Below are 12,572 nucleotides of genomic sequence, written 5' to 3' on the forward strand. Positions count from 1 at the left end.
CCGGCACCCTGGGCACCGGTAGTTTCCGCTGAGCGGATTCCGGGTGATTGCGGAGACGCTTGGCGCGTCTCACATCGGTGATGTTACCGGGAACAAAGTCCGGCGCACAAGGAGAATGTTCCCGGCAACATAACATTCCGGAAACAGACCGGTGAGACCCCGATCGTGCAGGCGAACGCTACGCGTCGTCCTCGTCGTCGGCCGCGATCATCTCGATGATCGTGTCGACGTTGAGCCCAGGGCCGTTGCTCACCTCGCCGATCTTGCGGCGGTCCTTGAAGATCGCGATGCGGTCGCTCAGCCGCACGACCTCGTCGAGTTCGGAGGAGATGAACACGACCGCCATGCCGTCGCGGGCCATCTCCGCGACGCGCGCCTGGATCTCGACCTTGGAGGCGATGTCGATGCCGCGCGTGGGTTCGTCGAGCACGAGCACGTGGGGCCGCGTCGCGAGCCACCTCGCGAGCAGCACCTTCTGCTGGTTGCCGCCCGAGAGCTGGCGCGCCGGGGCGTCGAGCCCCGGGGCGACGATGCCGAACGACTCCACGAAGCGCTCGACGAGCGCATCGCGCTCGGCGTGGGAGACGGGCCTCGCCCAGCCGCGGATGGCCTGCAGCGCGAGGATGATGTTCTCCCGCACGCTGAGCTCCTCGATGATGCCGCCGTCACGGCGGTCCTCGCTCGCGAACGCGATACGGTGCCGCAGCGCCGTCGCCGGATTCGGCAGTCCGACCGATCGGCCATCGATCTGGAAGGAGCCCGAGTCGTTCCGCACGACACCGGTGAGCAGTTGCCCGAACTCGGTGCGCCCGGAGCCGCGCAGGCCCCCGAGGCCGACCACCTCGCCGCGGTGCAGCTCGAAGTCGGTCGCCTCGAACTCGCCCCGTCGACCGACGCCGACCGCACGGAAGACGGGCGTGCCCTTCGGATCCACGCGATGGGCGCGACGATCGGAGCCGATCCGCCGGAGCTCCACGAGGTCCTTGCCGATCATCTTGGAGATGAGCACCGCGCGATCGAGCTCGCGGGTCGCGTACTCGCCCTGGCCGTGACCGTCGCGCAGGACCGTGATGCGGTCGCTGATCGCGTACACCTGCTCGAGGAAATGCGAGACGAAGAGGATCGCGACGCCGTGCTCGCGGAGCCTGCGGAGTGCGCGGAACAGCGTGGCGACCTCGTCGACGTCGAGGCTCGAGGTCGGCTCGTCGAGTACGAGCACCTTGGGATGGGTCACCATGGCCCGCGCGATCGCGACGAGCTGCTGGATGGCCGGCGGCAGCGTCGCGACGGCCTGCCTCGGATCGAGGTCGCCGAGTCCGAGCTCGTCGAGCACGGACGCGGCCCTGCGCCGGGTCGCCGCCCAGGAGATGCCGTACCAGCGCCGCTCCTCGTGGCCGATCATCACGTTCTCGGCGATCGAGAGGTTGCCGCAGAGGTCGACGTCCTGGAAGGCCGCGGCGACCCCGGCGGCTTCCGCCTCGGCGGGGCCGGCGAGGACGACGGTCTCGCCGTCGATGCGAACCTCGCCGACGTCGATGCGGTAGGCCCCGCTCAGCGCCTTGACCAGGGACGACTTGCCCGCCCCGTTGCCACCCATGAGCGCGTGCACCTCGCCCGCGAACAGGCGGAGGTCGACCTCGTGCAGCACCGTCGTGCCGCCGATGTCGACGGTGATGCCCGTCATCTCGACGACGGGGCGCGTCGCGGCATCCATCGCGTTCACGACGCCCTCGGAGCGGCGGTCGACGAGCGCACGACGAGCTCGCTGGGGATCTTCGAACGCTGCGGGATCTCGCGGCCCTCGAGCGCCGCCCGCAGCACTTCCATCGCCTTCACGCCGAGGGCGTGGAAGTCCTGCGTGACCGTCGTGAGCGGCGGGATGAAGTGGCGCGAGAGCGGCAGGTCGTCGAACCCGATGATGCTGACGTCCTCCGGCACGCGGATGCCCCGATCGTGGAAGCCGTGCACGACGCCGAACGCCATCTCGTCGTTCGCGATGAACATCGCCGTGTACTCGGGCACTCCGTCGAGGCCGACGGCGTAGTCGTAGCCGAAGTCCGCCGTCCAGTCTCCGACGACGATCGGCCGTGCCCGGAGGCCCCACTGCTCGATGCGTGAATGGAACGCCCGTTCGCGGCCTCGGGCGTCGAGCCAGTCGAGCGGACCGGCCAGGTGCAGGATGTCGCGGTGCCCGAGCGCGACGAGGTGATCGACGGCGAGCGTGGTGCCGAGCTGCTGGTCGACGCTGACCGTCAGGAAGTTGGGGTCCTTCGCGGCCTTGACCACGAGCACCGGCACGTCGATCGAGATGCGGCGCAGGGCCGACACCGACGAGGAGCGCGGGGCGACGATGCAGAGCGCATCGACGCCCTCGGCGATGAGATGGCTGACCGCGCCCTCGGGCGTGAGGTTCGCGTCATCCTGCATGGCCACCGAGGCGACCGAGTACCCGCCCGACCGAGCCGCGAATTCGAGCCCGCGCAGCGTGCTGGTCGGCCCGAACTCGACGGAGCTGTCGACGATGACGCCGATGCGCTGCGTCTTCTGGGTGGCGAGCGCCCGCGCGGCGCTGTTCGGCTTGAAGTCGAGCTGCTGGATGACGTCGAGCACCCGCTGGCGCGTGGCCGGGCGGATGTTGGGATGCCCGTTGAGCACCCGCGACACGGTCATGTGGGAGACGCCCGCGAGCACGGCGACCTCGCGGATGCCGAGCTTCTCGGGGCGTTCCCCGCTCTCGACCTCACTCACCACCGGTCTCCTGTCTCGCAGAATCGTCGCCGCCAGGTGCCCCGATGCCGAATCGCCGATCTCGACCGCTCGACGACCGGCCGACGGGAACAGCCTATTCGTTCGCGGCCCGCGCACGAATGGCGTCCGGCGGGCTTCACGAGGTGGCGTGCGCCGACTCGGACTCGTCAGCCGTCCTGCGGGCTCACGGTCGCAGCATGACCTTGCCGACGCGGCCGGCGCCGAAGTTCGCACGGCTCGCCCGTGCGATCTCGTCGAACGCGTAGACGGCCTCGACGGGCAGGGTGATGACGCCCTCACGGAGACGCGTGAAGACCTCGCCCATGAGCCTGGCGCGGTCCTCGGCCGCCATGGTCGCGCTCACCCGGCTGCCCCAGAACCCCTTGACCGTCGCCTGCTTGAAGATCACGTCGCCCGAGGGGATCTCCATGACCGGCGACGCCATCGCACCGAACACCACGAGCGTGCCGTTCTCGGCGAGCACCGAGAGCACCTGGCCGCTCGCGGCGCCGCCGACCGAATCGACGCCCACGCGGATCGGGGCGCCGCCCGTCAGCTCGGCGACGCGTTCGCGCCAGCCCTCGTCATCGGTGGCGACGATGTTGCCGATGCCCTGAGCGGCGAGTTCGTCGACGCCGGCGCCACGACGCACGAGCCCGACCACGTTGATGCCGCGAGCCGGCCCCAGCTGGGCGAGCAGGCGCCCGACCGCGCCGTTCGCCGCGTTCTGCACGAGCCAGTCGCCGGGCTCGAGCGAGAGCGCGTCGAGCAGGCTGACCGCGCTGAACGGCATCGCCACGATCTGGGCGGCGACCTCGTCGGGCACCCCGTCCGGAATCGGGATGAGGCCGGCAGCGGAAGCGATGAAGTACTCCGACCAGACGCCGGGCGTGCCGCCGGTCACGACGCGCTGCCCGATCGAGAGCCCGTCGACACCCTCGCCCAGCGCATCGACGACGCCGAGCGCCTCGGTGCCGCCGACGGCCGGCAGCTCGGGCTTGTAGCCGTAGGTTCCGCGGACCGTCCAGAGGTCGTGGTTGTGGATCGGCGAGAGCAGCAGGCGCACCCGCACCTTCCCGGCAGCGGGCTCGGGGACCGCGACCTCCCGCACCGAGAGCACCTCGGCCGGGTCGCCGAACCGGTCGTGCACGAGTGCCCGCATCATCGACTGCTCCATCTTTGCGCTCCTCTGCTCACCTGGCGCCCGCCGAACCGGCGGACCTCGACCATCCAACGCCCGCGGTCTGGGCGTTCGCCGAGCAACCCGGTCACCCCCGCGGCGTCCAGCCCGGCGGCAGCGGCCCGTCGATCGCCGCGCGCTCCGCATCGGCCGCCGCGGACCACCCCTGCGCGGCATCCGTCGCATCGAAGCCGCCGCGCGCGACGCGGAACCCGACGTCCTCGTGGTGCATGCGCGGTGCTCCCCCGCGGCGCACCGAGGCCCGTACGCTCCACGCGTCGTCGGCGAAACCTCCGCCGCGGAACACGCGGTAGTCGTCGTACCGCGCCGGGTCGAGCAGGTCCCAGCACCACTCCCAGACGTTGCCGAGCGTGTCGAAGAGCCCGTTGAGGTTCGGATGCTTCCCGCCGACGTCCTGCGGCGCGGTCACGCCGTCGGCGCTCGTCCAGGCGACCTCGTCGAGCGGGCCGTAGTGGGGTCGGGTCGACCCGGCACGGCAGGCGAACTCCCACTCGGCCTCGGTCGGCAGGCGGAAGCCGTCGGCGTCGACGTGCCACGTGACCTCCTCGCCGTCGTACGTGTACGCCGGTTCCAGGCCCTCCCACTCGGATGCCGCGTTGCAGAACCTGATCGCCCGAAGCCAGCTCACCTCGGTCGCCGGCCGCCGCGGATGCGTCGCCGTCTCGCCGATCAGCTCGGCGAGCTGCCACTGGGTCACGGGGTAGACGCCGAGCTCGAACGGCTCGAGCTCGACGCTCCAGCGCAGCTTGCGGCGCGCGTCGTGCAGGGCGACGGTGCCGCCCGCGATGCTCGCCATCTCGATGTCCGCCACCGTGGCAGTCTCGCACGCCCTGCCGAGGATGACGCCGATGCGTCGGCCGCGCCTGCGTCGGCCGCGCCTGGTCGGCCGCGCCTCGCCGGCCGTCCCTGGTCGGCCCGCGCGCTCCGGATCAGTCGGATGCCGCGTGCAGGTCGGCGGCGGCCTCGCGCGCTTGCTCGGCCGCGCGCGCGGCGGCTTCCTGCTCGCGCTCGCGCTCGTCGGCCGCGTGTTCGGCCTCCGCGAGGTCGCGTTCGGCTCCGGCGAGGCGGTCTTGGAGCTCCTGCAGGGCGGCCTGCAGCTCGTCACGCGCCGAGGTCGCCGTCTCGACGGCCGTGCGCGCGTCGCCGAGCCGAGCGGATGCCTCGTCGGCGGCGCGCTCCGCGGCCTTCGCGTCCTCCTCGGCGCGGGCGACCTCGGCAGCGCGCTTCGCGGCCGCGGCCTCATCGGCCTTCCGCTGCTTCATCGCGCGTCGGTCGCCGACCTCGTCGCGCGGCGTCGGCGCGCTCGAGGGGGTCCGGCCGTCAGCGGACCAGGCGGCGACCGCATCCGACAGGTCGACCTCCGTGCCGATGGCCTCGAGGCTGCGGACGAGTCGCCCGGTCCGCACGGCATCGGCTGCTGCGGCATCCGTCATCGCGGCCTGGAGGGTGGCGGCGACGTCGTCGAGCACCGGCGCACGCACCGGATGACCGAGCTCTTCGGCGAGGGCCCCGGCGTCCTCGGCGAGCGCCCGCACGACCTTGCGGCGCTGCTTCGCGAGGCCGACCAGCGCGGAGGCATCGAGCTCCGCCTGCGCCTCGCGGAGCTGCTCGCCGAGGTCCAGCAGCTGGGCGAGCTGGTCCGCGCGGAGACGCGCGAGCCGGTTCACGAGCCAGGCCGCGGGCGAGGGCCGGCGGAGGTCGGCGACCGCATCGGCCAGGTCGCGGTCGCTGCTCCGCAGGTGCTTGACGCGGGCGTTCCTGGCCGCCGTGAACTCGTCGGGCGGCAGCTCGTACAGGGAGCTCGCGATGTCGGCGAACGCGTCGTCAGCCATGCCCCCATCCTCGCACCGGCGCCCCCGATCGAGCAGTGCGCTCCTGCATAGGATGACCGGATGGCCCTCTTCGACCACATCGGCATCACCGTCGATGACCTGCCCCGTGCCATCGCCCGATTCGACCCGGTCATGACCGCGCTCGGCTGCACGCGGCAGGACGCCGACAACGGCGTGTCCTGGTACCTCGGCGAGGAGGAGCTGCTCCTCCGCCCCGCGCGCGAGCCGGGCAGCGGCCCGCATCGCCACGGACGCGTCGGTTGGCAGCACCTCGCATTCCCCGTCGGATCACGCGAGCAGGTCGACCGCCTGCACGCGATCGCGACCGGCGCGGGCTGGACGTCGGTCAGCGGACCCAAGGTGTTCACGCGGTACAGCGATCGCTACTACGCCGCGTTCGTCGAGGAGGACAACGGCATCCGCATCGAGTTCATGTTCAATCCGCCGCGCGAGTCACCTGCGGGCTGAGCCGGCCCAACGATCGCGTCACTCGCGTGCCGGTCGGGCGAGCAGCCCTTCGCGGGCCCATCGGTCGACGATGCGTCGGGCGCGTTCCGCATCGGCACCGGCGAGCCGTTCGACCAGCGGCCGCACCACGTCGGCGACGAGCGGCTCGATGAGCGCCGCCGCCCCAGCCGAGCGCACGAACTGCTCGAGGCGCGTGAAGACGCTGGCGAGCAGCGTCGGGACCTGCCCCTGGAGGAGGACGATCGCCGCGAGCCGGCGCTCGTACACCGGCTCGGACCACAGTTCCGATGCGAGCGCGGTGACCTCGTCATGCGTCAGGTCCGGATGCCGCCGGCGGGCGTCTCGGACGGCGCCGCGGACCGCGCCCACCGAGGCGCCCGTGAACCGCAGCCCGCCGCCGATCCTGGCGGCATCCGCGCGTGCGCGCTCCTCGGACCCCTCGGCGAGGAGGGTGCGGTCGATGAACTCGGCGGCCGGCGTCGTCACCCCTCGATTCTCGCAACGTCGACGACCTCGTCGGCCGCGGGCGCCTGACACGGGAGGACGAAGCCGGTCTAGCGTTGCCCCATGCGTGCGCTCACGGTCTGCAACTTCGTCACGGTCGACGGTCGCTACGAGGACGACGACCACGACATCGCCTCGTTCTTCGAACACCAGCACCCCGACTACCTCGGCGCCGACAGCTTCGACTCCGTCACGACGAGCCTGCTCGCGGGCTCCGACACGCTGCTGCTGTCCGGGCGGCGCTCGTCACTCGGCAATCTCGGGTACTGGGCGGGCGTGCGTGAGGATCCCGGGGCGACGGCGATCCGTCGGCGATTCGCCGAGCTCTTCGACCGGGTCGAGAAGGTCATCGTGTCCGACACCATCACGCCGAAGGACCTGGAGCCCCATCCCCGCACGCGGATCGTCCGGGTCGCCGATGCCCGCAGCGAGGTCGCGGCGTTGAAGCAGGGGCAGGGCCGCGGCATCCTGATCCTCCTGGGGCGCGTGCTGTGGAACGACCTGATGCAGGCGGGGCTCGTCGATGAGCTGCACCTCGTCACGTTCCCGCTGATCGCGGGCGGCGGTGTCCCGTTGTTCGACTCGCGACCGCCGGTCGCGCTGAAGCTCCTCGAGACGCGCGCGTGGCCCGAATCCGGCAACGTCCTGATGCGATGGCGCGTCGATCCGGCCTAGGCGCGCCACCGAGTCCGAGCGCGGGGCGACCGCCTCGGATGTCGCGCCTCCGTCAGCGTCCGGCGGTGAACCGGCTCGCGCCGATGATCACGGCGAGCGCCGCGCCCACTGCGGAGACGAGCGGCACGGCCACGACGGCGAGGGCGACGGTGTTCGGGCGGAACCGCAGGCCATCGGGCCCGCCGATGTAGGCGCCGATCGGGACCGAGTAGCCGCCGCCGCCACCGCCACTGCCCTCCCCCCGGCCCGACGGGGTCTTGTCGGTCTCCGGCATGTCACCGGAGCCCTCGCCCCCGCCGAAGCCGAACGCCACGATCGCGACCGGCACGAGTTCATGCCCGTCGACGGTGGTCTTCTCGCCGTATGCCACCTTGGCGCCCCACGCAGGCACGGATTCGGCCAAGTTCTCGATGATCTTCCCCATGGCTCGACGCTACGCGCGTTGTCCGCGCGCGGCTAGCCCGATCATTGACGCGCACCCCCGCCGAGGACTACCGTCCCGACGCAGAGCCCGATCCCTGCGAGCGGAAGGCGTCCCATGCTGAGGCAGATCGCGCACGGCGTGCACGTGCACGAGAGCGAGTTCATCCAGAGCAACTCCGTCGTCGTGGAGGGCCGGGCGGGGGTGCTGCTCATCGATCCCGGCATCACGACCGAGGAACTGGCCGGCCTCGCAGCCGACCTCCACGAGCTCGGCCTGCCCGTCGTGGCCGGCTTCTCGACACATCCGGACTGGGATCACGTCCTCTGGCACGAGAGCTTCGGCGACGCGCCGCGCTACGGCACGGCGCGCACCGCGGCATACCTCGAGGAGCTGCTGTCGCAGGCGGACTGGAGGGACCAGGTCGCCGAGGGGCTCCCGCCTGAGCACGCCGACGAGATCCCGATGGAGCTGCTCGGGCTGGTCTCCGGCCTCCCCGCCGGGACCACGCACGTCCCGTGGGAGGGCCCGGCCGTGCGCATCATCGAGCACCGCGCGCATGCTCCCGGCCACGCGGCGCTGCTCGTCGAGGAGCGCGGGGTGCTCGTCGCCGGAGACATGCTCTCCGACATCCTGATGCCGTTCCTCGACCTCCAGGCTTCGGATCCCGTCGACGACTACCTCGCCGCCCTGGCGCTGTTCGAGGAGGTCGCCGACGAGGTCGAGGTCGTCGTGCCGGGTCACGGCGGCGTCGGCGATGCGCGGCAGCTCGGCGCGCGCATCGCGCTGGACCGCGCCTACGTGCAGGCGCTCCGCGACGGCGACGACCCCGACGATCCGCGCACCGGCCCCTCGGCGCCGTTGGACTGGCTGTCCGACGTGCACGAGTGGCAACGGGAGCAACTGGCCGGCCGGCGCGGGGGGCAGGCTCCTTCCGCGGGGTGACCTCATCCGCGGCCGGACCGGGCGGCCGCGGCATCCGCGTCATTGCACCTGGTCGGTCGGGCGCACGAGGATCTCGTTGACGGAGACGTGTTCGGGCTGGCTGAGCGCGTAGACGATCGCCTCGGCGATGTCCTCGGGGCGGAGCGTGCGCATCGATGCGGCGATGTCGGCCGCGGCGGCCTGCATGGTCGGATCGGTGATGTGGCTCGTGAGCTCGGTGTCGACGAAGCCGGGCTGGATGACGATCACGCGCACGCCTCGGCGGGTGACCTCCTGGCGCAGCGACTCCGAGAACGCGCTGATGCCGAACTTCGTGGCGGCGTAGACGCCGCTGCCGAGCGAGGCCGACCGGGCGGCGGTCGAGGAGACCTGCACGACCGCGCCCCTCGTCTCGAGGAGGTGCGGCAGTGCGGCGTGCACGGCGTACATGGATCCGAGCAGGTTGGTGTCGATCATGCGCTGCCATTCGCGCACGTCGGCGCCGAGGATCAGGCCGCTCTGCATCAGTCCGGCGTTGTTGACGAGCGCGTCGAGTCGGCCGAAGCGGCTGACGGTCTCGGCGACGGCCCGCTGCACGGACTCCGCGTCGGTGACGTCGAGCTGGAGGGGCAGGACCTCTCCGGGGGCGCTCTCGACGAGGGTGTCGAGCCGGTCGACTCGACGTGCGCCGATCGCGACGCGCGCCCCGGCGGCGGAGAGCGCCAGTGCGACCTCGCGGCCGATGCCCGAGGACGCCCCGGTCACGAGGATCGCCTTGCCCTCGAGTGCGCGGTGGGGCTCGGCGTGGTTCGTGGACTTCACGATGGTTCCTTCCAGCGGGCATGGGCCCGCGACGTCTACGGGGGTCGGCCTCGTGGCCGTGGTGGGGAGCTACGCGCGCCGTTCTTCGAGCTCGACGTTCGGCCTGCCGCCGGCCGCGAGCCAGTCCGCGTAGCGCGTCGGGGCGATCGTCGCGTCAGGCCCCGGGAGGAGTTCGTCCTCGTCGAGGTCGGTGCCGAAGTAGCGGGCCAGCGGGTCGACGCGCACGTCGCGCAGGTCGCTGCGCTCGCGCAGGTGACGGCGCACGAGCTCCTCGAGCCGGAACTGCTCGGGCCCGGCGAACTCGACCACCCGGTTCACGGGCACCCCGGTCGCGGTCGCCGCGACGGCTGCGGCCACGTCGTCGGCGGCCATGGGCTGGAACACCGCACGCGACAGGCGCACGACGTTCCGGTTCGTCCCGGCATCCGCGATGTTCGCGATGAACTCGAAGAACTGCGTCGCGTGCACGATCGAGTACGCCCGGCCCGATTGGCGGATGAGTCGCTCCTGCGCCGCCTTCGCGGCGAAGTAGCCGCCCTCAGTGCGGGCGAGGCGGTCGGTGCCGACGACCGAGAGGGCCACGTGGTGGCGCACGCCCGCCGCGGCACCGTAGGTGAGGAGGTTGAGCGTCGAGCCGTAGAAGAACTCGTTCGCGGCCGCCTCGTCGAGGTAGTCGGAATTGGAGACGTCGACGAGCGTCTCCGCGCCGGCGAGGGCCTCGTCGAGGCCCTCACCGGTGTAGGAGTTCACGCCCGTCGCGCGGGAGGCGACGACGACGTCGTGGCCCTCGGCCGCGAGCCGCGCGACGAGTCGCGTGCCGATGAGGCCGGTGCCGCCGATGACCGCGATGCGCATGGCGGGCTACTTCACCGGGGCGGCCGTCGCCGGCTGCTCGGCCAGCCAGTCGGCGAACGTCGTGGTCGAGAGCTGTGCGTCCTCGCTCGTCGGCACGAGCTCGGTACCGGTCAGCTTCGTGCCGAAGTACGGAGCCTCGGGGTCGCCGATCACGGTCCGCGAGTCGCCCTTGGCGGCCATCCCGCGGCGGACGAACTCATCCTGCGGGAAGCGCTCCGGGCCGCCGATCTCGAGCGTGCCATTGAGGGGGGTTCCGGCGGCGACACGGGCGACGGCGGCCGAGACATCCGCCGCGGCGATCGGCTGCATGAGCCCCGTGCTGAGGCGCGCGGTGCCGTCGACGGTGGCCTCCTCGGCGATGCGACCGACGAACTCGAAGAACTGGGTCGCGCGAACGATCGAGAACGGGAGCCCCGACTCCTCGATCAGCTTCTCCTGCGCGACCTTGGCCCGGAGGTAGCCGCTGCTCGGCAGCAGTTCGGCGCCGACGATCGACAGGGCCACGTGATGCGTCACGCCCGCGGCGCGTTCGCCCTCGAGCAGGTTGGTGGTCGACGTGGTGAAGAACGCGAGCACGTCGTCGTCGGCGAACGACGGCGAGTTCGAGACGTCGACGACCACGTTCGCGCCCTCGAGGACCTCGGCCAGGCCCTCGCCCGTGATGGTGTTCACGCCGGAGTTCGGCGACGCGGCGACGGCCTCGTGGCCGTGCTCGGCGAGGTGCTCGACGACCTTGGATCCGATGAGGCCGGTGCCTCCGATGACGACGATCTTCATGACTTCAGTGCCTTCCGTCAGGGCCGCGGCGATTCCGCTGCCGTCATGAAGCTCAGACCGGGCTCGCGGCCCATCTGTGACGGGAGCTCGCAGAATCGTCAGTCGGCCTCGGGGCGGTGGCGATTCCAGCCGGCGAGCTTCGGCGGTGCGGTGCAGAGCCAGAGCCGCACGATCGCGGTCCTCCCGTCGACGCCGAGCACGGCGACCACCTGGCCGGTGCGTCGCCGGAACGTGAGGCCCGGCTGCCCGTTGACGTGCGCGGTGCGGAACGAGGCATCCGGATGCCGCCGCTGGAGTTCGTGGAATGCGCGGATGACGCGGGCGCGACCGCGCAGCTCGCCGCCGGAGTCATCGCCGGAGTCGGCGACCAGGGACACGTCATGGTGCAGGACGCTCGCCAGGGCCAGCTCGTCGCCGTGGTGCAGTGCGGCGCGCAGGCGAGCGGGCAGGTCAGCCTGCGGCACGGAGGCCCACCGCGCCGAGCTTGTGGGGGTTCATCATCCACAGCACCTGCTCGATGCCGACGTCGCCGGCGACCACCGTCAGGACCGCGAACGTGGTGCCGTCCTTCGACAGCAGCACCGATGCCTGGCCGTTGGTGTCCGATTCGGTGACGTCGACACCCTCCCAGAAGTGCGACCGGAACGCACGGATGAACTTGGCGACCCGCTCGCGACCGAAGACCGGGAACTTCGAGGCCCGCACGACGCCACCGCCGTCGGAGTACGAGACGACATCCTCGGAGAGCAGGTGCTCCAGCTCGTCGAGGTCGCCGGTCTTGGCCGCGGCGAGGAACGCGGTGAGCAGGCGTCGCTGCTCCGCCAACGGCACCTCGCGCCGGCGCCCGTCCACGAGGTGCTTGCGCGCTCGAGAGACGAGTTGCCGAGCGGCGGCCTCGGAGACCTGCACGATCTCGCAGATCTGCTCGTAGGGGTAGGCGAAGGCCTCCCGCAGCACGTAGGCGGCCCGTTCGGTCGGCGTGAGGCGTTCGAGCATCACGAGAACGGCGAAGCCGAGGGCCTCCGCCCGCTCGGCGCCGAGCGTCGGGTCATCGCTCGTGTCCACCGGTTCGGGCAGCCACGGACCGATGTACGTCTCGCGCTTGGCGCGCGCCGACTGGAGCGCGTTGATCGCGAGCCTGGTCGTCGCCGTCGCGAGGAACGCGGGCGGGTCCTGCACCACCGTGCGATCGGTGCCCTGCCAGCGCACCCACGCGTCCTGGACGATGTCCTCGGCCTCGCTCGCGCTGCCCAGCATGCGATACGCGATGCCGAAGAGCCTCCCGCGCACGGCTTGGAAGGCGGCGAGGGCGTCGTCGAGGTTCGCGTCCATGTTCTGATCCTGC

General features: G+C 71.7%; 15 protein-coding genes. 3 read left to right on the forward strand and 12 right to left on the reverse strand.

Features of this window, described 5'->3' with window-relative positions; genetic code table 11:
* Positions 1 to 178: 178 nt before the first annotated feature.
* The 5 genes from GQQ95_RS01980 to GQQ95_RS02000 form a co-directional block, all read right to left on the reverse strand.
* Positions 179 to 1,714, reverse strand: coding sequence for a sugar ABC transporter ATP-binding protein (locus GQQ95_RS01980; protein ID WP_157426137.1), 1,536 nt, complete (start codon positions 1,712 to 1,714; stop codon positions 179 to 181).
* 5 nt (positions 1,715 to 1,719) lie between these two features.
* Positions 1,720 to 2,748, reverse strand: a complete 1,029-nt coding sequence (locus GQQ95_RS01985) for a LacI family DNA-binding transcriptional regulator (protein WP_246205137.1) — start codon at positions 2,746 to 2,748, stop codon at positions 1,720 to 1,722.
* 184 nt (positions 2,749 to 2,932) lie between these two features.
* Positions 2,933 to 3,910 carry a zinc-binding dehydrogenase gene (locus GQQ95_RS01990; RefSeq protein WP_157426139.1) on the reverse strand — a complete coding sequence of 326 codons (978 nt, stop codon included), beginning with the start codon at positions 3,908 to 3,910 and terminating at the stop codon, positions 2,933 to 2,935.
* 106 nt (positions 3,911 to 4,016) lie between these two features.
* Positions 4,017 to 4,760 (reverse strand): formylglycine-generating enzyme family protein, encoded by a 744-nt coding sequence (locus tag GQQ95_RS01995; protein ID WP_212275218.1) that lies wholly within the window; start codon positions 4,758 to 4,760, stop codon positions 4,017 to 4,019.
* 118 nt (positions 4,761 to 4,878) lie between these two features.
* A complete protein-coding gene (locus GQQ95_RS02000; protein WP_157425941.1) occupies positions 4,879 to 5,781 on the reverse strand; it encodes a hypothetical protein in 903 nt (300 codons plus the stop codon).
* A 60-nt stretch (positions 5,782 to 5,841) separates the two neighbouring features.
* Here GQQ95_RS02000 and GQQ95_RS02005 point away from each other — a divergent pair, with 60 nt between their 5' ends.
* Positions 5,842 to 6,249, forward strand: coding sequence for a VOC family protein (locus GQQ95_RS02005; RefSeq protein WP_157425942.1), 408 nt, complete (start codon positions 5,842 to 5,844; stop codon positions 6,247 to 6,249).
* An 18-nt stretch (positions 6,250 to 6,267) separates the two neighbouring features.
* On the opposite strand, the gene GQQ95_RS02010 is transcribed toward GQQ95_RS02005, so the two are convergent.
* Positions 6,268 to 6,735: a DNA alkylation repair protein gene (locus GQQ95_RS02010; RefSeq protein WP_157425943.1), complete on the reverse strand. Its 468-nt coding sequence runs from the start codon at positions 6,733 to 6,735 to the stop codon at positions 6,268 to 6,270.
* 81 nt (positions 6,736 to 6,816) lie between these two features.
* On the opposite strand from GQQ95_RS02010, the gene GQQ95_RS02015 reads away from it, so the two are divergent.
* Complete coding sequence (locus GQQ95_RS02015; protein ID WP_157425944.1) at positions 6,817 to 7,428, forward strand: dihydrofolate reductase family protein; 612 nt, start codon at positions 6,817 to 6,819, stop codon at positions 7,426 to 7,428.
* A 52-nt stretch (positions 7,429 to 7,480) separates the two neighbouring features.
* Here the strand turns inward: GQQ95_RS02015 and GQQ95_RS02020 are convergent, their stop codons facing one another.
* Positions 7,481 to 7,852 carry a hypothetical protein gene (locus GQQ95_RS02020; protein ID WP_157425945.1) on the reverse strand — a complete coding sequence of 124 codons (372 nt, stop codon included), beginning with the start codon at positions 7,850 to 7,852 and terminating at the stop codon, positions 7,481 to 7,483.
* A 114-nt stretch (positions 7,853 to 7,966) separates the two neighbouring features.
* On the opposite strand from GQQ95_RS02020, the gene GQQ95_RS02025 reads away from it, so the two are divergent.
* Positions 7,967 to 8,794, forward strand: a complete 828-nt coding sequence (locus GQQ95_RS02025) for an MBL fold metallo-hydrolase (protein ID WP_157425946.1) — start codon at positions 7,967 to 7,969, stop codon at positions 8,792 to 8,794.
* Between the two features lie 39 nt (positions 8,795 to 8,833).
* On the opposite strand, the gene GQQ95_RS02030 is transcribed toward GQQ95_RS02025, so the two are convergent.
* From GQQ95_RS02030 to GQQ95_RS02050, 5 genes are all read right to left on the reverse strand, one after another.
* Entirely contained in the window at positions 8,834 to 9,595 is a 762-nt protein-coding gene (locus GQQ95_RS02030) for an SDR family oxidoreductase (RefSeq protein WP_157425947.1), read from the reverse strand.
* Positions 9,596 to 9,664: 69 nt separating this feature from the next.
* Positions 9,665 to 10,450, reverse strand: a complete 786-nt coding sequence (locus tag GQQ95_RS02035) for an SDR family oxidoreductase (protein ID WP_157425948.1) — start codon at positions 10,448 to 10,450, stop codon at positions 9,665 to 9,667.
* Between the two features lie 6 nt (positions 10,451 to 10,456).
* Complete coding sequence (locus GQQ95_RS02040; protein WP_157425949.1) at positions 10,457 to 11,227, reverse strand: SDR family oxidoreductase; 771 nt, start codon at positions 11,225 to 11,227, stop codon at positions 10,457 to 10,459.
* Between the two features lie 98 nt (positions 11,228 to 11,325).
* Entirely contained in the window at positions 11,326 to 11,691 is a 366-nt protein-coding gene (locus tag GQQ95_RS02045) for a sigma-70 family RNA polymerase sigma factor family protein (protein WP_157425950.1), read from the reverse strand.
* Complete coding sequence (locus GQQ95_RS02050) at positions 11,678 to 12,559, reverse strand: RNA polymerase sigma-70 factor (protein ID WP_157425951.1); 882 nt, start codon at positions 12,557 to 12,559, stop codon at positions 11,678 to 11,680. Before GQQ95_RS02050 ends, GQQ95_RS02045 begins: the two co-directional genes overlap by 14 nt.
* Between the last annotated feature and the right edge of the window lie 13 nt (positions 12,560 to 12,572).

It is taken from the genome of Agromyces salentinus, from assembly GCF_009749395.1.
Lineage (GTDB): Bacteria > Actinomycetota > Actinomycetes > Actinomycetales > Microbacteriaceae > Agromyces > Agromyces salentinus.